This is a genomic window from Peribacillus sp. Aquil_B1, assembly GCF_022603275.1.
Taxonomy (GTDB): domain Bacteria; phylum Bacillota; class Bacilli; order Bacillales; family DSM-1321; genus Peribacillus.
In genome coordinates this window covers 2,758,451-2,779,317 of record NZ_JAKXEE010000001.1, presented here as the reverse complement: position 1 = coordinate 2,779,317, position 20,867 = coordinate 2,758,451, and the positions used below count along the sequence as shown (strand labels likewise).

Genomic DNA, 20,867 nt, shown 5'->3' with positions numbered 1-20,867 from the left:
TAGATGAGATGCGCGTGAAAAACAGTATAGAATTCTCAAGTCTCCAAATATTAAAAAGGGGTACTGAGATATCGACACTTCGTAATTCTTTTTTCCAAGACTAAAAAGCATTGAAAATACAGCAATAGTGATTTTAATAGGAGTGACCTTAATGAAGTCAATAAGAGTATTTTTTATAGCAGTATTTCTTTTTACTTATGTACACCTTCAAACTTATTCTTATGCAACAGAAATTAATGTTCCTGAAAAAAGTAGAGTGTTGTTACAAGTTAAAGATACAAAAGGGATTAGTTATGATGTTTATTTTTTTGCTCCTAAAGAAACTAAAACAGACTATTACCTTTGCAGCACAGGCGATGAAGTATTTATAGGTAATTATAGTTTTCTAATTCAAAAACAAGGTGAAAAAGAAATAAAAACGACATCCATCACATTAAAGGATTATCCTTATAACCAAACCCAAAGAACCGTGTTTCCGATAATATCTAAATCTTATCCTGATATCGTTGTGGTTTCAAATCAATTAGACTGTAACACAAAGGCAGGCTATCTGTATTATGTTGATAATGAAAAGATGGTATCACTAAAGAGTGCTTTGTCCTATACTTTACCACCAAGGTTCAATGAGAAAAATGAGTTAGAAACAATGAGTTATTACAATATGGAAGATTTACCTTGGGTATTAAATACTTATGAATTGGATTTAAAGAGTAATTCATTGAAAATGATAGATAAAAAATCCTTGTCTTTTGAGGAAGGTCAGAAGATGAAAAATAAATGGCAATGAATTAATTCTTTGAACTACTGCCTGAAACGCCCAAAAAGGCGTTTTTTTAATGTGAGGGCTATTTAGATAAAAGTGAATGAATTAAAAAATCATACTCTTGTATATAACCGTTGATTTTTGGTCCAATTTAGGAAATTTAGAGTTCTCATCATAGTAGAAAAAGTCGCAGACTTGCTGAAGACCATTATGACAACAAAAGCGCCGGAGCTAGATTCATGCTCCGGCTTTATTTCATGAATGATATTGTGATGAACTGATCTGCCTAGGGAAGTAGATCGATCATGGTTTGTTATCAAAGGTACAAAAATGGTAAAGGGACCTTAGCTATTAATTTGGCAGCCAGCTGCTCATATACGCATCATCTTCTATAGCGTGTGCTTCTTTTACGATATACAGCGGACGGAATGTATCGACCATGACGGCCAATTCACGCGTTTCTTTTTTACCGATACTCGCTTCAATTTTGCCAGGATGTGGCCCATGTGGTAAACCGCTTGGATGAAGGGTAATCGATCCTGTTTCAATGCCGCGGCGGCTCATGAAGTCACCATCCACATAATATAGGACTTCATCACTTTCCACATTGCTGTGGACATATGGAGCAGGGATGGCTTCTGGATGATAGTCATACATACGTGGTACAAATGAACATACGACATAATTATGTGCTTCAAACGTCTGATGTACTGGCGGTGGCTGATGAACGCGTCCGGTTATAGGTTCAAAATCATGAATGCTGAACGCATAAGGGAAGAGGTAACCATCCCATCCTACCGCATCAAGCGGATGAAAATCATACGTATAGGATGTGATCATGCCTTGTGCCCGCACTCTGATTTCATATTCTCCTTTTTCATCTTTAGGCTCCAATTTTTCTGGTGTCCGGAAATCACGCTCGCAATAAGGTGAGTGCTCAAGAAGTTGGCCAAACTCATTGCGATAGCGTTTTGGCGGTACAATTGATGAACTCGATTCAAGGATGAAAAAGCGAGCTTCTTCTGATTCCAAGACGACGCGATACGTGGTGCCAATCGGAATGATGAGATAGTCCCCTGGCCAAAAGCTTAGTTCACCGAAAATACTTTCGATTTTGCCTCTTCCTTCATGGACAAACAACATTTCATCACCTTCACCGTTTCGATAAAAGTAATCCATTTGCTGGTTAGGGCGAGCAACGCCAAGTGCTACATCATCGTTTGCCATGAAAATTTTGCGAGATTCAAGAAAATCGCCGCCAACTTCCGTATTCCATGTCCGGAAATGACGGTGTTTTAATGCATCTTTTTCTTCATATTCATAACGGACATCGCGAATTTTTTGTGCTTTTTTTACTTGTGTTGGCTGATTGATATGATAAATGAGTGATTGAATACTAGAGAAACCTTTCGTACCCATCAATTGTTCATAATATAGGCTTCCGTCCTCCTGACGAAACTGAGTATGACGTTTATGAGGAATGCGACCCATTTTAACATAATGTGTCATTGCCAAAACTCCTTCCATGTAACTGTCTTTTACATTTAGTAGATTAGTTGCTACATCTTCACTTTTTGGGTACCTAAAATCTTTGCCTCCGAAAGGGCTGGCAAAACTTGACCGCTTACTTCACCAAATCCAATTCGATACCCATCTCCTTGACACCAGCCACTGATGGTCAACTTGTCCCCATCCTCAATCCAGCTTCGTTCGCCCCCGCCTTTAAGTTGAAGCGGTTCTGTGCCGCGCCATGAAAGTTCAAGGAGGCTGCCTCGTTGTTCACGGCTTGGACCGCTGATAGTTCCAGATCCATGCATGTCACCAGGACGCATATTACATCCTGTAATGGTGTGGTGAGCCACTTGCTGAGCGATTGACCAATACATATAGCTAAAGTTGGTATTCGTAATCCTGGTTGCTTGTTCTGTATTTTCTGGTGTCAAATGAACTTCAAGGTGAATATTAAATGCTCCATCTTTTGTTTGCTGCAGGTAGGGAAATGGCTCTGGATCCTGTTGCGGTCCAGCAGTTCGAAAAGGTTCCAGTGCTTCTAGCGGCACAACCCAAGGCGAAATGGATGTAGCAAAGTTTTTAGAAAGAAATGGGCCAAGAGGCTGGTACTCCCATGCCTGTATATCACGTGCACTCCAGTCATTTACGAGAACGAGCCCGAAAACATGATCTTCAGCCTGATTAACTGGAATTGGTTCTCCAAGAGGATTGCTAGGTCCAATAAACCAGCCCATCTCAAGCTCGAAATCAAGCTGTATCGAAGGACCAAATACTGGATAATCTGCATCCTTTGGTTTGCGCTGTCCCGAAGGACGCCGTACCTGGGTACCACTTGGAACGATCGAACTTGCCCGTCCATGATAACCAATCGGCAAGTGTGTCCAGTTTGACATGAGGGCATTATCTTTCCCTCTAAAAATTGTCCCCACATTGGTTGCGTGCTCTCTGGAGGCATAGAAATCTGTATAGTCTCCAATGTCTGCTGGCAGAAGCATCTTTACATCTGCCAATGGGTGAAACGCTTTCAGACGAAGCTCTTCATTATCTCGTAAAGCAGACGTTTTCGAATCCAAAAGGTATTGAAGTTTGGTACGTACAGCAGTCCAAACCGGACGGCCAAGTGACATAAATTGATTAAGCGAGGAAGAGGAAAAGACATTTTTACCTTCTGCACCTGTCCCACTTAGCAATCCAACTTCATCGATTACAGATAAATCAAGAACATAATCACCGATGGCTGTACCGGCACGGGGGCTTTGCCCTTTTTTTTGGAAAATGCCGTATGGCAAGTTTTGAATTGGAAAATGTGATTCTGGTGTTGTCTCAATAAAGGAATGTTTCATCTTACTGCCTCCCCATGAAAAATAGTAAGCTCTCCTAGTTCCTCCCGAGGCTCGTTAAAGCTGCAGCTTCCATAGGAAGCTGCAAAGAAACTGCGTGCTTTGCTGATCTCGGCCGAACTGACTGTAAAATCTCGCCAGGAAAGCGAGTCTGTTGTAAATGAAAAATTTGTTGGGTCTTCATCAAGTAAAATGGCTTGAATGGTTTCTGTATTAACCGAACGGATATATGCCATAATAGAAGCGGTAAATACGTTAACAAAACCATGCATATGTGTTTTTACTTCCGTTCGGTACTGGCGTATCGGATGGTGCAGACCAGCTGTGAATTTAAGTGGCAGTTCTCGTTTCTGGCATTCGTGAATAACGAATGCTGCTTGATTGACAGTAGGAAACAAATTAGCCGTGATTCCACCCATGCGCATTTTGATACCTATGCGTTTTAGGGATTTTTGGTTAATCGAATGAATAGTATCCAATGTGTTTAGAAGTTGATCATTCATCCCTGTCATTTCGCAATAAATGGGATAACTCCCAGTTTGTTTTTCAAGATTCTCCAAGAATGAAGAATTAACCTGTGTTGGAAGCGGAAATTCGATTGCTTCTATGGATCCAGCTGTTTTATATGTTTCTAAAAAAAGACGAATAGCTTCCATTTCGGTTTCGATTTCTTCGAATTTCGTTAAAATAACAGATAACCGAAGTGGATATTTGTCATTAAATAGAGCTTTAAATGATATAAGTTCACTCAATCGTGAAGCAGGAATAACAAACGGGCCAAGCATCCAGCTGTCCGAATCATGGATGTATGCATGAAAATTTGAAATAGCTTCAGGAAGAGGAAGTGCAGCTGGTGGAAATAGACCTGCATAATCAATGAGTTCTGTCATAAAATGACTGACCGCTTCTTCTCTCCACTTTACATTTACTTTTGTTAACAACAACCTCAACACCTCCTATTAAAGGAGGCCATACCGCGAGAGACAACGGTATGACCGTTCCAGATCAAATATTTCCGCGAAGTTCTTGCTCGCGTTCAATCGATTCAAACAATGCTTTAAAGTTTCCGTCGCCGAATCCAAGTGCACCTTTACGCTGTATGATTTCGATAAACAGTGTTGGACGATCAACAAGTGGTTTAGTAAAGATTTGAAGCAAGTATCCTTCATCATCACGATCGACCAGAATATTAAGTTCTTGAAGTCGTTTCACATCTTCATCAATATCTCCGACACGATTGGCAAGTTCTTTATAATAAGTCTCAGGGGTGTTTAAAAATTCCACACCATTTTCTTTGAGTGCAGCCACCGTGCCGATGATATCGTTTGTCAAAAGGGCAAGATGCTGAACGCCCGGTCCATTATAGTAATCTAGATATTCTTGAATTTGAGACTTTCGCTTTCCTTCCGCAGGCTCATTTATTGGGAACTTAATGCGTCCTGTTCCATTCATCATAACTTTTGACATTAGGGCAGAGTACTCGGTCGAAATGTCTTCATCATCAAAATGCTTCAGAACAGTAAAACCGAATGCATTTTCATAATAGTTTGTCCATTCTTCCATAACTTCCACATTACCAACAAGGTGGTCAACCCCAATTAATCCGGTTGGTTGAGATCCAAGGGTGTTCTCGCGAGCTTCAAACCCTGGCATAAATACGCCTTTATAATCGACTGATTCCACAAGCGTATGAATTGTATCCCCATATGTACCTAATATCGCTTTTTTCACCTTGCCGTTTTCATCTTCTTCCACCCATGGTTCCCGAAGAGCGATGCCACCTCGTTCAATCGCACCCGCATATGTTTTTTCTAGATCCTTTACTAGGAGGGCGATATCTTTTACACCCTCGCCATGAAGTTTTATAAACTCGGCAATGTCTGTATTGTCTGATAGGGTACCTGTTAAAATCAATCGGATAGCCCCCTGTTCCATTACGTAAGATACACGGTCACGGGAACCTGTTTCTAATCCTTTATATGCTACAAGTTTGAAACCGAAAGATTTCGCATAGTAATAAGCAGCCTGCTTTGCGTTTCCTGTATAGATTTCTACGTAATGAACACTCTTTACCGGAAACAATTCTTCTTTTTTAGTTTTAGGTGATGCTACCATTTTTTCGGCCATTTTAACCTCTCCCTTATCATTTTTAACTTTAAGAAACAGAATTTTCAAAATTTATATTCTGTAATGTTTCAAATCTTAATCTATAAAAATTCATCGCGCAAATATGTGTTTTAACGCGTTTAGTATTTATGGCATGAGCCTTTTAAACCGTTAAAGCGAATATGCGTTTGAGTGTACTCTTGCAAACTTTTGGTTAATCCAATTAAAATGTTGGCAATAAAAACCGAAGGGGAGTTAACCATGAAAATTAACGTAAAGTTCTGTCCATGTAATTTCGAAGACGAGTTGGAAACTTTGAAGGGAAAATTAATTGAGCGCACCGATTTGGAGGTTATTGAGGAAAGGTGCTTGTTATATTGCGGCCAATGTTTGATGGAGCCATTCGCACTTATAAATGGTGAAAATATTGTCGCAGACGATCCGGATGAACTTTATAAAAAAATCGATCAACATGTGGCTAGCATTAAACTGGGGGAAATCGTGTAAAACCGAAAGAAAATCAGATGTTTTGATCGAAAATTATATATTTAGAGTTGTTACTGTCCGGAAACCTGAGGCCTTCAGAAGGAATCTATATATATAAAATAAAAATAAGCCCTACTCCAAAATGCATGATAGTAGGGCCTTATTTTTATTCTGAAGGGAATTCATTATGACTGCATTAATTGGTAAAAAGTTTGAAAATGGTGTTTTTATTATGGCTGATAAAAGAATAACCTATAGAGGAACCGAAACCTTCAGTGATGATGAAAAAAAAGTAATAGCATTAAATCAAAATGTAATTTTTGCCTTTGCGGGTGTTAAAAATATCATCGATACGTGCATGGAAGAACTAAAAATGTTTTCTCTTGGAACAAATTCAATTGAAGAAATCGAGGCACAATCTCAAAAATTATTTAGAAATTCATTGGAGGCGTTCCAAAAATTATATCCTGAACAGGATTATGCAACTGTTTATTTATTGGCAGGGTTTACAGCTGATGGTATACCTCGTGTCACTTACTTCTCATCAGATGATGCTTTTCAAAAAAGCAATCCTCTCGATTTTTTTTATAAAACATTTCCGAATACAGAAATGATGTATCTCCGGAATTATTTAATAAATGAAGTGGATGCCACCAGAACAGATCTAAATTATTTTATCATTAAATTTTCTTCTGCCATCCGACAGATAAACAATGAAAAGGTTAGTAAGACTGCGTATTCTATATTCCTAACCAAAAATGGCTTATTTGAGATAGACATTGATGAGGATGGAATGATTAAGAATGTACAAATGAATCTCGATTGTTAAAACAAAGGTGATAATACTGACAGCAGATTCGTTTATTTTTAGATTAAAGAAAGCTATTTAACTTTAACGCGGTGAAAGCTAGCCGTTTTACAGAATATATGCTTTAATGTATAAGCTTGCAGTAGGGGGAAACATATAATAACATTTAGAAAAATTGTGAAATTAGTGAGGGAACTATTTTCACAGTGAAGGGTAGGTGCAACCTAAAAAAAATAATATTTTATTATGAAGCTGCAGAAAAAAATCACACTATAGTCAAAAACATCCATTTGATATATGATAATGTTAACAAATATTTTTTGTATACATTTTCTGAAAATTATGACTACGGGTGTGATAAAATTGAAGTTAAAAACAGTACAGTCGCAAACTCTACAAAATCAAGTATATGAATATTTACATGAACGAATTGTAAGCGGAAACATACCACCTGGACAACGAATCGTGGAAGGAAAAGTTTCTCAGGAAACAGGTGTCAGCAGAAGTCCAATCCGAGAAGCGATCCGCAGGTTAAACAGTGAAGGGTTAGTAACCGTCAGTCCAAGAGGCGGAGTAAGAGTATACCGCGCAACCTTTTCAGATTTTAAATATCTTTATGAATGCAGGTTAAGCCTGGAACCTACAGCTGCTTTTTATGCCGCTTCACGTATGAATGAAAAACAGCGTAAACAATTGTCAGATTCAGTTGATAAAATGAATCTCATGGTTGATAAGAAAGAGCTTGAAAAATTAAAGGTCCTAAGCAGTCAATTTCACTACCTGATTGTGGAGGCTAGTGGTAATCCTTATTTGATGAAAATGATGAATCAGTTAAATTCCTTAATTTCTTTTTATCGAAATGCTGTATTGAATATCCCGAAGAGAATAGAAGAGGGTGCCGATGAACATAAAGCGATATGGAATGCTATTAAAAATGAGGATGGGAAAGCGGCAGAGGAGTTAATGAAGGCACATATTCAACGTGATTATCAATTTTATGTTTCCATGTACTCGGGTGTTAAGGATGACGAATATTAATAAAAGGAGAGTGAAAAAAATGATTTTTCCAGAAAAACTTAAAATTCGTGATGTTACATTGAGAGATGGCCTGCAAAATGAACCTGTATTTGTAGAAACCGATCAAAAGATTAATAAAATTAAAAATTTAATTGAAGCAGGATTTGACCGCTTGGAAGTCACGTCCTTTGTTCATCCAAAGTGGGTTCCTGCTATGAAAGATGCGGATGAATTAGGACAAAATCTGCCAATGGCTCGTGGAGTAGAATATGAAGCTTTGGTCCCCAATAAACGAGGATTAGACAGGTTCCTAAATTCAAAGATTCACAATGCGCTTTTTTTCCTCTCTGCGAGCACCCAGCATAACCAGGCAAATTTAAATAAGAGTTCTAATGAATCTTTAATTGAAATTAAAGATTTAATTGAAGAAACGACTAAGGAGGGTAGAAAAACAATTGGTGCAATTTCAACGGCATTTGTTTGTCCGTTTGCCGGGATCGTACCATACTCAGAGGTGGAAAGGATTGCAGAGTACCTCGTTAATAATGGGGTTTGCGAATTGGGCCTGGGTGATACAATCGGCAAAGCAACGCCGAGACAGGTATATGAATACTGTAGCCGTTTGGTAGAGAAGTTTCCGGATATTCCTATTGGGCTTCATCTGCATGATACGTATGGATACGGTTTGGCAAATGTTATGGCCGGGATACAGGCTGGTGTTCATTTAGTTGATGTAGCCCAAGCTGGACTCGGAGGATGTCCATATGCTCCTGGGTCTCCAGGGAATATTCAGGCAAGTCGTGTAGTAGAATTTTTAGAAAAACAGAATATCAAAACAGGTTTGGATTTGGAACATTTAACGACATTAGATACCGAATTTCCCCAACTGTTAGGAAACAGTAAAGGAATAACGAAAACAGTATAAAGTTAATTCAAAATTAGGAAAAACCACACAGTTAATTGTATACATTATTAGAATATTCAGAAAATAAAAAAGTGGTAGTTAGGAAACAGGTAGGATATGTTAATAATTGAAGGGCGGGAATACAATGAGAAAACCTTTAGAGGGTATTAAAGTATTAGAATTAGGTAACTTTGTAGCAGCTCCGTTTGCCGGGAAGATTTTTGGTGAATTTGGTGCTGAAGTGATCAAGGTTGAGGATCCTAATAAAGGGGATTCTTTACGAAATTGGCGAGTGATGCATAACGGAACTTCCCTGTGGTGGTACGTGCATGCAAGAAATAAAAAATCTATAACTCTTAACCTTCGTGAAGAAGAGGGGCAGGAGATGGTTCGGGAGTTAGCAAAAGATGCGGATGTAATTATTGAAAATTTCCGTCCAGGAACGTTGGAAAAATGGGGAATTGGCTATGAAGATATTAAGAAAATTAATCCAAGTATCATTATGACAAGGATTTCTGGTTATGGACAAACAGGCCCTTACCGAAACAAAGTAGGATTTGGCAGCGTTGCGGAATCAATGGGTGGCCTACGGTACCTGACAGGATTTCCTGATCGTCCCCCAGTTCGAGTTGGTTTAGCAGTTGGTGATTCTATAGCAGGTTTATATGCTGTGAATGGAACGTTAATGGCATTAAGAGCAAGAGATAACGATCCATTAAAAAGAGGACAATATGTGGATGTCGCTCTAACTGAAGCGGTATTTTCTTTGCTGGAAGGTGTGCTGCCAGAATACGATTTAAAAGGAATAATAAAAGAAAGAACAGGTGCTACCTTGGAAGGAATTGCTCCTTCAAATACCTATATATGTGCAGATGGTAAATATATCGTCATTGCAGCAAATAGCGATAGTATTTTCAAAAGATTTGCGCATGCAATAGGACGGCCAGAATTTACGGAAAATCCGACTTATTTAACCAATAATGGCAGAGCTGAAAATGCAGAATATCTAGATCAAGTCATTGAAGAGTGGACTAGGAAGCACTCACAAAAAGAAGTGCAAAAAATATTAGATGAGGCTGGTGTGCCGGTTGGCCCTATTTATAATATTGAAGATATTGTAAGGGATGAACATTATCAAGCACGTGATATGCTTCAGACGGTCACTTTGCCGGATGGGGAGCAGGTACTAGTTCCAGGAATTGTACCAAAACTATCTGAAACTCCAGGCAGCATTGAATGGATTGGTCCTGAACTAGGACAACATAACGAAGAAGTCCTTGGGGGAAAAAAATTGAATCAGTAAAAATAGTTTAATTTATTATTGCTAGATAAATCTTAAAAATTACATGCTTGTCTGTCGGCCTACAGAGGTAGAAAGGAAATGTAATTATAAGGGGTTATAATGCTCTTATTCTAACCTGAGAAAAAAGAGATGGTTACAGTAGATTTCTAGGTGATTTTTGAAAGCGGTACCAATAAGGAACCCTGGGGAGGAAGTTTATGTTATCTATTTTAGGATTTGCTATGATTTGTACCTTCTTATTTTTGATTATGTCAAAACGTATATCTCCGTTTATTGGCCTAACGATTGTACCTATCATTTTTGGTTTAATCGGAGGATTTGGACCGGAATTAGGGACATTGATAATGGAAGGTATTCAAAATGTAGCACCTACAGCCATTCTTTTGTTATTTGCCATTTTGTATTTTGGTGTCATGGTAGATACAGGGTTATTCGATCCATTAACCTCAAAGATTATAAAGATAGCTAACGGAGATCCACTAAAGATTATCGTAGGAACTGCTGTGTTAGCGGGAATAATAGGATTTGATGGTGATGGATCCACGACGATGATGATTGTTGTAACAGCTTTTCTTCCTCTATATAAAAAAATGGGGATCAGTCCTATCATATTGGCCTCCATTACAATCATGCAAATTGGTATCACGACACTGGTTCCGTGGGGGGGACCTGCTGGCCGTGTAGCGAGTGTGTTAAATCTTAATCCAACGGAATTATATCTTCAAATGTTGCCTGGAATGCTTGTAAGTTTGCTGTATGTTATTGCCGTTGCTTATTTTATCGGTATGAAAGAACGAGCTAGATACAAAAAGGAAAATACAGAATCTTTTTCTATCCCTGAAGCTAGAATAATAGATGCTGCAATTGAAAGCGCTACAATAGAAAATATCTCACCAAAAAACACAAACATTAAGCGTCCTAAACTAATTTGGATCAATTTCCTTGTATCAATAGTCATCATGGTTGCCATTGTACTAGAATGGTTACCTGCTGCCGTACTCTTTATCATTGGTACCGCACTAGGACTACTCATTAATTATCCAGTCTTAAATGATCAACGAGATCGGGTCGCCGCTCATGCACCTAATGCAATAGCAGTGGTTGCCATGGTTTTTGCTGCGGGGATTTTCTCAGGAATTTTCAAAGGTACTCCAATTTCTGAATCTATGGCACAATCGATTGTTTCAATTATCCCTACAGACCTTGGTCCATATCTGGCTTTAATAACTGCGGTTGTTAGTGCACCTGCCATCTTTTTAATTGGTCCTGATGGATTCTACTTTGGGATTTTGCCAGTCCTGGCTGAAACTGCTTCTACTTACGGCATTGATACTTTATCAATGGGAACAGCTGCATTATACGGCACTCCTTTTGGTATCATGGGTCCGCTCGTAGCATCTGTTTATTTATTGATTCACATAACGGGTATCAGCCTAGGTGATCTTCATAAATATGCAGCAAAATGGTCTTTAGGAATATTGCTTATTTATATCATCGTAGGAGTGATTTCAGGGACAATCTCTTTCTAAAAAATGAATTCTAAACAAAATCATTGGAGAGAAGGAGGACAATCCAAAGGTAGCTGAAAATGTGGAGACATATAATGGAAGGAACTGTGGCAGTTGTATGCAGGGGCCAGATTTAAGATTCTTATACTATATTAATGGTGTTAAGAAAGGCTCCCTCTGGTTTTATTATGGAATAATGAACATAACGCAAAAGGAGGAATGAAGAATGATTCATAAATTTAAAGGACACTTCCCCAATGTACATTCAAGCTCATATATAGCCCCAGGAGCACAGTTGATTGGAAACATAGAACTTAAGGAAGATACGTCCGTTTGGTTCAATGCCGTTTTAAGAGGGGATAATGAGAAAATAACGATAGGAAAAGGATCAAATATTCAAGACGGTGCAATAGTTCACGTGGATCCAGGTTTCCCAATTAAAGTCGGTGAAAATGTTACTGTCGGACATAACGTGGTTCTACATGGCTGTACTGTAGAAGATGGCGCGTTAATTGGTATGGGCGCAACAATTCTAAATGGAGCAGTAATCGGAGAAGGCTCTCTAATCGCTGCTGGGGCTCTAGTTCCAGAAGGAAAGATAATTGAACCGGGTGTTTTAGTAGCCGGTGTTCCCGCAAAGGTCATCAGAAAACTTACACCAGAAAACATAGAACAGGCAAAAGAGGGAGCATCACAGTATATCAAAAATGGCGCTCTATATAAGAAAGAGAACATAATCGTAATAGAGAAAGCATTCAAATAATTAGAATGCACCTGTACGTTAAAAGTGAGAAGGCAGGCTGTCCGCAAGATTGGACGAGTCTGCTAAATTATTAATAAAACGGTAGAAGCAAAAGAACTTTTTTTATGTAAGGCCATTTGCATGGGAGTTGCAAGGTATATTGCATTTCAACCCTCCTTCCGAGTGTGATTAAAGTGTCAGTCTGTTAAGATTGGTTCCCGTTTTAGCATGGGTAGGCAATAGGAGCGGATAAATATTATTTTGAAAACTTTATTGGAGGTCAGTTATGTATAAAAGTAAATTGTCTGAAAAAAACATACAACAATTATTTAAGGCTATCCTTTCTTTACGGACACAAGAAGAGTGTATGGCTTTTTTTGATGATTTGTGCACAATGAATGAAATAAAAGCTTTTACCCAAAGACTAGAAGTTGCCAGAATGCTTCGGGATGGCTTTACATATGAAGGAATCGAGGCAGAAACCGGTGCCGCTTCAGCTACAATTTCAAGAGTTAATAAACTTTTGAATTATGGGAGTAATGGTGGGTATCAGATGTCGTTAGATCGCATGGATACTACTAAAAAATTTTAAGAGTTTCGACAGACGGGTTTGACTTTTGGTTAAAAAATATAAATATATATAGAAGAAACGCGTCAATAAATAGCTTTTCATTTTCTTTTAAACATACCTCACTAGAGATTGTCATTTACAGTCTCTTTTTTTTTGAAAAAGTGTAATCGAAGATAACTTTTATAAGTTAGAAGGATACACTTACAGGAAATGGGGAGTTGCATCATGTTGAAGAAGAGGGAGCATGAAGATGGATTATCTTTTTTTTCGCTATGTCTAAGTGCATATTTATAGGATATGAATTTCGATACTTTTAGACTGATTACTTTACTTGATTTAGCAAAATTGATGGCTGAATAGATGGATAGTCCGGCGGTCATTTGTTGTTAATTTTTCGCTTTAGTTAAATTTAGCAGGAATACAATATTTATAATTTTTTATCCGGAGACACAAGGGGAGGGGTTGGTGTAATCGATATATTAATAGGAAGAAATACGTCTTTATAAGAAATAAATGCTGCAAAAGCTAGTTTACAAAATAAATAAAATAGCAATTTTCCGTTAGTGGAAAAAATAACTTCATTGTTAAATTATTGTTATTACCTTATAATTTTCTAGAAACATATGAAATGTTATGAATAGGAGAAAAGTATGAAAAAACTGTGGGCGATTTTAGTTTCATTTACGTTGTTAATTAGCTTATTCCCGCAATTAACATCGGCAGCACCAAGCAAAAATTTTGAGCAAGAACTTACAAAGTATTTAAAAGAGGTAAGCCTTGTAAGGGGTTTTGAAGTGACGAAGGATGATATTGAAACATCTCTTTCTTTTTACGACGAAAGTATTAATAACTTTGAATCTATTGGTGATTTAAAAGAAGCCTTGGGCGAAGTCATTAAGGCAGATTTAAGTAATTTAGATGCCATTTATGAAGATTATAATCTAACCAATGAGAGCCTAATGAATCTATTACACGAAAATGGCGAAGAACTAGACGATTATATCTTTATCTGGGACCTCGATGAAGCTGTTTATTTCTATACAGAAGAGGGCGATTTTGAACGCGATCCAAACTTTGATAAAGAATTAATCAGTTATTTAGCCAAGGTTAGCAAGGAAAGAGGCTTCCAAGTAACAAAGGAAGATATCGAAGCGTCATTGGAACTCTATGATTTTAGCCTGGAAGAATTTGAATCTGTCGAAGAGCTTAGCGAATTCCTAGGTGACGTCATAAAGGCAGATCTAAGCAACTTAGACTATTTTAATGAGAATTATGGAATGGATAAACAAGCCTTGCTTCAAATGTTAGAAGAAAATGGTGAAAATATTAACGATTATATATACATAGATAATCTTGAAGAAACTGTTTGGAACCTTACTGGTGGCGGGATTGATGGCGAAGTTGCCGAAGATCTTCTTCCTATTTTCGAGCAGGAACTCGGTCTAACGGAAGAGGAATTACAGCGGCTTGAAGACCACTTGATGTCTTTGGAAGACCATCTTTCCAACCCGGAAACAGTCAAGCAACTTGAAAAATTGGGCAACCGTATGATGGCTTTCGAGGAATTTGATGTAGCAACCGAGCTTACAGCTGAACAGATAGCTGAAATGGCATCAATCTATGAAGAGTTACTTTCTATCTTTAAGCTTAATGTATCCTATTCCCTTGTGAAAAGTGGCTCGGAATCGCCTGTATCCCTTATGGATTTAATGAAATTGGAAGAATTGAAGGGTGCTAACCTGAAAATAATGATATATAATACTGACGGGAAGTTCTTGGCTGATCTTTTAATAACAGGTGAAATGGTCGATTCTGATACTCTTACCAATGCAGGCGGGCAAATAAAGGAATCTGCAAAAGAGGTGCAAAAAACCATTGAAAAGGCACCAGTTGCTAAACCAGTAAAACAAAAGATCAGTACTCAGAATAATTCAGAACATCAAACCGTAAAAGGGGCTAAACTGCCAAATACCGCTTCCGATTATTTGCCAAGTGCCCTTTTAGGACTATTTCTTGTCTTGTTCGGAAGCTTGATGTATCGAAAAATTAGGAAAGCTTAATATGAAACAATTAAAGAAAAAGCGGCTGCTGCTGCTTTCTTGTACAATAGCCATCATTTTATTTGGGATTTGGTTTTCCACATCCAATATGTATAAGTTTGCAAAAGGCTACTTTCTTTACAAGACTCATGCTACAAGTAGCCAAGTAAATGAAACAGTACAGAAAACACCAAGTGATAAACCACCAAGTAATAAAAAAACAAAGAAAGATCTATATCCTGTCCGCCCTGAAACGGGTGAAGAAATCGGCGAGCTGTATATACCCAAACTAAAAACAAAACTCCCTATTTTCCATGGCACAAACGAGGATGAATTGGAAAAAGGCGTTGGTCACTTTGCAGGAAGCGTGCTACCTGGTGAAAATGATAATTCCGTTCTTTCTGGTCATAGAGATACGGTATTCCGTAAACTCGGGCAAGTTGGCGAAGGAGATTTGTTGATAGTAAGAACATCGGCAGGAGAGTTCACATACAAAGTCAACAAAGTTCGAATTGTGGATGAGGATGATCGAACGGTAATCGTACCAAAGCCACGGGCAACACTAACCGTCAGTACTTGTTACCCCTTTGATTATATCGGGTCAGCACCTGAACGCTATATACTTGTCGCTTATTTGACTTCAAAAAAAGTAAGTTAATCTTCTCATTTCTAAAACAAGAGTCCCAATAAGGAAACCCTATTGGGACTCTTTTAATTTTATGTATCACTCCTATTTACTGATGTGCTGTAAATTTGGCCATAAAGAAACTGCACTCCCATTGTTAGATGTGTCTAACAATGGGGGTGCAGTTCATTATCGGTGTTTTTTCATTGCTAATTTATTTATATTGTTTCGATATCCTTATTACTCACTGAAGCGGATTTTAATATTTTATGATGATAAATATAAGAGCCGGCTATCAAAATATATCCGATAATGAAAAGAAGCCATCCACTGGCAGGATCACCCACTGATATACTTGAATACATAGCACCCGTCAAATCAAATACAAAACCTGCATAAGCCCATTCCTTGATTCTCGGAAAGCCAGGAATAAGTATTGCTACGACACCTAATAATTTGGCAATTCCAATAAAGGGTAGGAGGTAGGTGGGATAACCTAAATGATTAAATAAAGCGACTGCATCGGGAACAGACATTATATCCGGAATAGAGCCCAAAACCATTAGTGCCACTAAAAGTCCTGTGAAAATCCAATATATAATTTTTATTTTTTTCATCTATTCTCATTCCCTCCCTAAGATTGACATTCTAATCATATTCCACTTTCCTTTTATTCATGCATTCTATAAAAAATTATTGAGATTCAACAGTAAAATCACGAGTGCAGCACGAAATCACGAGTAAAACAGCTGAATTCACGAGTAAATAGCCAAAACTCACGAGTAAAACAGCAAAATTCACGAGTAAAACGGCAAAACTCACGAGTAAACGGCGCGAAATCACGAGTGCAGCACAAAATCACGAGTAAATAAGCTGAAATCACGAGTAAATAGCCAAAATTCACGAGTAAAACAGCAAAATTCACGAGTAAAACGGCAAAACTCACGAGTAAACGGCGCGAAACCACGAGTGCAGCACAAAATCACGAGTAAAACAGCAAAACTCACGAGTAAATAGCCAAAACTCACGAGTAAACGTGCGACTGTCTGCCAAGCTGCATCAAAGAAGCGTCTTCGGGGACTCGGCTAGTCAGTTTTTCGTCTGGAGTGTCGCAAATTTTTTAATAGGATTTCCTCCATTTGATCTTTTACATCCTTAAGAGAGAGTTGATCACAAAATCATGAATAAGGATTATCGTTTGCCCAATTTTTCTAGCCTACAAGCTACTGCTTGAAGGTAAATTTGGGGTTTTCTTTAATGTAAAAAGGCAGTGGCTGCTTTAACCACTGCCTTTTTGATGAAATTTCAAGAGTATTCCTTGGTTAGCTTTGCTGCTTTTATCCTTGAATGTGTTGGTGGAGAAGAATAGTGTGACATTGTGAACACTGTATTTGACCCTTTTGCAGCTTTATCTTGTAAAAAAGCTTATTGATTTAAAGGAATTGATAAAAATGACGCAAATCCCGACACAGGATATCGTGATGAGGGAATACATTAACTTTAAGTCTTTCAATATAATAATTCCCGCAATTACTATGAGAGAATCAATGATAAAAATAATAATTCCAGGATTAGTTGCTGTAGCTTTAGAGATTAATAGTGCTAGTAAATCCACTCCACCGGGGCTAATATGTTGTCTCAGCATAAAACCTACACCAATCCCAATCGTCATTCCACCGATAATGGCACTTGTTATGATCGGTAGATGAATCAAACCGTTTAGTGGTGTTAACCAATCGATAATGGTTGATGTAAAAGCTAACCCAAGGATGGCATTAAAGAAATAAGATTTATCGTATAGAAGAGATAGAAGGTATATGGGAATATTGATCATGATCATGGTATGTCCAACCTGGATTCCCCACACATATTTGATTAACAAACTTATTCCAAATATCCCGCCATTTATTAGATGAATGGGAACGATAAACAGGTTAATACCAATTCCAATGCAAAAACTTGAAAAAAGCAGAGTCACTAACTTTTTCATTAATACATTCCCCTTGTCCAAATCATTATCTTAAAATATATGAGAGGAATGTAAATATATACTCAGCATATTTAAAGTCCCAGTGCAATTTGTGAATGGCTGGCTTTGTTCTTCACAAGGTATTCAGAAGAGACATGGGCTTACACTGGATCAAAATATAGGCCGGTTCATAGAGGCCAGAAAAAAGTTTGGGCAAAAAAAGAGACACTCATATAAAGTGTCCCTTTTTTTTGTATTTATATGTCTTCATGGGGCAAGTCAGTTTAATAATATAAGAATTTTTTTACCTTGGAAAATAGGTTGAATTTAGCCTTTTTTATTTAAGCTCTTTTTTTTGATAGGCGATTTGTAATGGTATCTTCTTGAGGTGATGTTTGCCGTATATAAAAGGCCAGTATGAATGCAACTATGGTCAAACCTGTTGCGATCATGAATGCATCATCCACTCCCATTACGCTGCCTTGTTTAATGGCCATCGCCATTTGTGATGTATTATTTGGTGATATATTCCTTTGAGATAAGATTTCCTGTACATGTTTCGTTCCCTGGTTTGTCATGATGGACACAAAGAATGCCATGCCAACAGCGCCTGCTACCATTCTCAATGTATTGACCATTGCTGTTCCATATTTGTTTAGGCTAAGTGCCAATTCATTTAATCCAGCTGTGAAGATAGGCATCATCAGTATCGACATTCCGAACATTCTAATCGTATATACCCACACCACATAAGAATAGGACGTATCTGTTTCAAGCCGCGTTAAAAGGTAGGTTGTAATGATAGTGATGGCAAGTCCGCTCACTGCAAGCCATCTTGCACCAAATCGATCAAACAGCTTTCCGGTGATTGGAGACATGATCCCCATTAAAATCCCGCCAGGCAATAGCATGAGACCGGATTCCATCGGAGTAAATCCACGGATATTCTGCATATAGATTGGCATGATGATCATTCCGGAGAACATACCCATAGTTGCGATGATGTTGATGATTGTCGTTAAAGTGAACATCCGATACCGGAAGATTCTAAATTCCAAAATAGGATGAGATACAGTGAATTGCCTCCAGACAAATAAAACTAAACTGATTCCACCGACAAGGAACATCGTCAGTACTTCGGGACTGCCCCACCCCTTGGTGCCGCCTGTAGCAAATCCATATAGAACTCCGCCGAATCCGATAGTGGATAGAATTACTCCTAGTTTATCGAGTTTAGGCCGGCTGGTTTTCCCAACTTTTTTAATGATGAATATGGCAAAGATGAAGTCAAGCAGGGCGAATGGGAAAATGATAAAAAACAGAACCCGCCATGAATAGTTTTGAATAATCCATCCTGATAATGTCGGTCCTACAGCTGGGGCAAAATTCATCGCGATACCAAATATACCCATTGCAAAACCGCGTCTGTTAGGTGGAAATAAAGTGAAAATTACATTTGTAATCAACGGGAACAAAATCCCCGCACCTGCAGCTTGAACCACACGTCCGATCAATAAGACGGAGAAGCTGGGGGCAATTCCACATAAAAATGTTCCTAATGCAAAGAGTCCCATCGAAGCAAGATATAATTGTCTTGTATTGAATCGTTCCATTAAGAAAGCGGTAATCGGGATGACAATCCCATTGACCAATAAGAAGATTGTAGTAAGCCAATTAGCTGTTGCAGCTGATATGTCAAAATGAGTCATTAATTGAGGCAATGCGATATTGATTAAGGTCTGATTTAAGAAAGCGACTAGAGCACCAGCCAGCATCACCGCAAACATGGGGCCTGTACGAATTTTAGTGATGGCTGTTTTTTCGTGATTCATTATTATGGCACGCCCTTTCCGCTAGGAGTACAAATTGTACTGTCTGCTATTTTTAAAGAAACTAATTCGTCTCACGAAGTATTAGTGTAAACTGACCTATATTTTCCAAATAAAACCCCCATTAAGGAGATTCATCTCAATTTACGCTTTTTTTGAGGTGTTTATTCTTTATTAACCACTGACTTGACAATATTTCTGGATACATTCTCATGGAAATCCCCTAGGCTAACATCCATTCTACAGGTATATCATATTTCAAACAATAATCACCAACATAATACTTACAATGTACCAGAGAAATTTTTGCACTAGGTATAAATACTTTAACATTCTATCATTCGTAGTCACTAAAAAATAGTTAATTGATAAAAAGGTGTGATGAACAGTAAAATCATGCCTTTTCCGCATTTTCCGAATGAGTATTTTTTAAATATTCAAAATAATGATTGCAATCAATGTATTGGTTAATTATAATACAAAGCATAACAAATAAAAAGTCGTTTTAAGGGGGTGAAAGAATTGAATATTGCAGGGATGAATATCACTTTTAGGCATTTCCCTTTTCATTATTTTTTGGATTGCATGGACAACCTTGAGATTAAATGCATTGAATTATGGGGTGGGGAGCCGCATTTGTATGTTTATCGCAACATACTAGGAAATATAAGAAGTTTGAGAAGGGAAATTAAATCCAGAAATATGAAAATCATCTGCTATACTCCAGAACAATGTATTTATCCTTATAACATTGCATCCTCGGATGCTCATTGGCGAAAAAAAAGCATTGAATATTTTATGGAAAATCTTTACGCCGCGCTGGAGTTAGATACAAACATGATGCTTATCACTTCTGGAATAGGGGACTTTTCTGTTTCACAAGAGGAATCATGGAAGTATGCAAGTGACTCAATCTTTCAATTAACCAAAGTATCTGAGAAGGAAGGTTTGATTCTTGCTTTAGAGCCATTGACAAAATATGAATCCAATCTAGTAATTGACTCTAAAGGGCTTAAGAAAATGTTAGAGGAAATCCAATCTCCTTCGCTAAAAGGAATGATAGATACAGTTTCCATGCAACTGGCAGGTGAAACACCTGATGAGTACTTTTCCTTTCTTCCCGAATTAAGCCATTTTCACCTAATGGATGGAGATGGTCAATCAGATACGCATTTGGCACTAGATGATGGTGTTTTAAATTGGAGAGAATATTTAGCGAGCCTTAAAAGCCATCGTTACAAAGGAAGTTGTACTCTAGAGATTATGGGATCAAATTATTATCAAAATCCAAGTGATGCGATCATGAAATCTATTGAAAAAGTAAGGGAATTGGGAATTTAATCAT

General features: G+C 37.9%; 19 protein-coding genes. 12 read left to right on the top strand and 7 right to left on the bottom strand.

Annotated elements, in window-relative coordinates:
* The first annotated feature begins 151 nt into the window (after positions 1-151).
* Positions 152-787, top strand: coding sequence for a hypothetical protein (locus MPH60_RS13460; protein ID WP_241592898.1), 636 nt, complete (start codon positions 152-154; stop codon positions 785-787).
* 327 nt (positions 788-1,114) lie between these two features.
* Here the strand turns inward: MPH60_RS13460 and MPH60_RS13455 are convergent, their stop codons facing one another.
* From MPH60_RS13455 to hppD, 4 genes are all read right to left on the bottom strand, one after another.
* A complete protein-coding gene (locus MPH60_RS13455) occupies positions 1,115-2,272 on the bottom strand; it encodes a homogentisate 1,2-dioxygenase (protein ID WP_241592900.1) in 1,158 nt (385 codons plus the stop codon).
* Between the two features lie 50 nt (positions 2,273-2,322).
* Complete coding sequence (gene fahA, locus MPH60_RS13450; RefSeq protein WP_241592902.1) at positions 2,323-3,618, bottom strand: fumarylacetoacetase; 1,296 nt, start codon at positions 3,616-3,618, stop codon at positions 2,323-2,325.
* Positions 3,615-4,559 (bottom strand): hypothetical protein, encoded by a 945-nt coding sequence (locus MPH60_RS13445; RefSeq protein ID WP_241592903.1) that lies wholly within the window; start codon positions 4,557-4,559, stop codon positions 3,615-3,617. The genes fahA and MPH60_RS13445 overlap by 4 nt, the downstream gene beginning before the upstream one ends.
* A gap of 61 nt (positions 4,560-4,620) precedes the next feature.
* Positions 4,621-5,742: a 4-hydroxyphenylpyruvate dioxygenase gene (gene hppD / locus MPH60_RS13440; RefSeq protein ID WP_241592906.1), complete on the bottom strand. Its 1,122-nt coding sequence runs from the start codon at positions 5,740-5,742 to the stop codon at positions 4,621-4,623.
* A gap of 240 nt (positions 5,743-5,982) precedes the next feature.
* On the opposite strand from hppD, the gene MPH60_RS13435 reads away from it, so the two are divergent.
* The 10 genes from MPH60_RS13435 to MPH60_RS13390 all read left to right on the top strand — a co-directional run bounded on the left by MPH60_RS13435 (position 5,983) and on the right by MPH60_RS13390 (position 15,757).
* Positions 5,983-6,228, top strand: coding sequence for a DUF1450 domain-containing protein (locus MPH60_RS13435; protein WP_241592908.1), 246 nt, complete (start codon positions 5,983-5,985; stop codon positions 6,226-6,228).
* 166 nt (positions 6,229-6,394) lie between these two features.
* On the top strand, positions 6,395-7,036 hold the full coding sequence (locus MPH60_RS13430; RefSeq protein ID WP_241592909.1) for a hypothetical protein: 642 nt from the start codon (positions 6,395-6,397) through the stop codon (positions 7,034-7,036).
* A gap of 342 nt (positions 7,037-7,378) precedes the next feature.
* Positions 7,379-8,053, top strand: coding sequence for a GntR family transcriptional regulator (locus MPH60_RS13425; RefSeq protein WP_241592910.1), 675 nt, complete (start codon positions 7,379-7,381; stop codon positions 8,051-8,053).
* A 19-nt stretch (positions 8,054-8,072) separates the two neighbouring features.
* Positions 8,073-8,957 (top strand): hydroxymethylglutaryl-CoA lyase, encoded by an 885-nt coding sequence (locus tag MPH60_RS13420; protein WP_241592911.1) that lies wholly within the window; start codon positions 8,073-8,075, stop codon positions 8,955-8,957.
* 124 nt (positions 8,958-9,081) lie between these two features.
* Positions 9,082-10,239 carry a CaiB/BaiF CoA transferase family protein gene (locus tag MPH60_RS13415; RefSeq protein WP_241592916.1) on the top strand — a complete coding sequence of 386 codons (1,158 nt, stop codon included), beginning with the start codon at positions 9,082-9,084 and terminating at the stop codon, positions 10,237-10,239.
* Positions 10,240-10,436: 197 nt separating this feature from the next.
* Positions 10,437-11,768 carry a CitMHS family transporter gene (locus MPH60_RS13410; RefSeq protein ID WP_241592917.1) on the top strand — a complete coding sequence of 444 codons (1,332 nt, stop codon included), beginning with the start codon at positions 10,437-10,439 and terminating at the stop codon, positions 11,766-11,768.
* A gap of 205 nt (positions 11,769-11,973) precedes the next feature.
* Positions 11,974-12,510: a gamma carbonic anhydrase family protein gene (locus MPH60_RS13405; protein WP_241592918.1), complete on the top strand. Its 537-nt coding sequence runs from the start codon at positions 11,974-11,976 to the stop codon at positions 12,508-12,510.
* Between the two features lie 265 nt (positions 12,511-12,775).
* Positions 12,776-13,081 carry a YerC/YecD family TrpR-related protein gene (locus tag MPH60_RS13400; protein ID WP_101221521.1) on the top strand — a complete coding sequence of 102 codons (306 nt, stop codon included), beginning with the start codon at positions 12,776-12,778 and terminating at the stop codon, positions 13,079-13,081.
* A 629-nt stretch (positions 13,082-13,710) separates the two neighbouring features.
* A complete protein-coding gene (locus MPH60_RS13395; protein WP_241592919.1) occupies positions 13,711-15,120 on the top strand; it encodes a processed acidic surface protein in 1,410 nt (469 codons plus the stop codon).
* A 1-nt stretch (position 15,121) separates the two neighbouring features.
* Positions 15,122-15,757 carry a class D sortase gene (locus MPH60_RS13390; protein WP_241592921.1) on the top strand — a complete coding sequence of 212 codons (636 nt, stop codon included), beginning with the start codon at positions 15,122-15,124 and terminating at the stop codon, positions 15,755-15,757.
* A 185-nt stretch (positions 15,758-15,942) separates the two neighbouring features.
* Here MPH60_RS13390 and MPH60_RS13385 read toward each other — a convergent pair whose 3' ends face one another.
* From MPH60_RS13385 to MPH60_RS13375, 3 genes are all read right to left on the bottom strand, one after another.
* A complete protein-coding gene (locus MPH60_RS13385) occupies positions 15,943-16,341 on the bottom strand; it encodes a DoxX family protein (protein ID WP_241592923.1) in 399 nt (132 codons plus the stop codon).
* Between the two features lie 791 nt (positions 16,342-17,132).
* Positions 17,133-17,714: a YitT family protein gene (locus tag MPH60_RS13380; protein WP_241592925.1), complete on the bottom strand. Its 582-nt coding sequence runs from the start codon at positions 17,712-17,714 to the stop codon at positions 17,133-17,135.
* Positions 17,715-18,034: 320 nt separating this feature from the next.
* Positions 18,035-19,525 carry a DHA2 family efflux MFS transporter permease subunit gene (locus MPH60_RS13375; RefSeq protein WP_241592927.1) on the bottom strand — a complete coding sequence of 497 codons (1,491 nt, stop codon included), beginning with the start codon at positions 19,523-19,525 and terminating at the stop codon, positions 18,035-18,037.
* Between the two features lie 519 nt (positions 19,526-20,044).
* Here MPH60_RS13375 and MPH60_RS13370 point away from each other — a divergent pair.
* On the top strand, positions 20,045-20,863 hold the full coding sequence (locus MPH60_RS13370) for a TIM barrel protein (protein ID WP_241593032.1): 819 nt from the start codon (positions 20,045-20,047) through the stop codon (positions 20,861-20,863).
* The last annotated feature ends 4 nt before the right edge of the window (positions 20,864-20,867 follow it).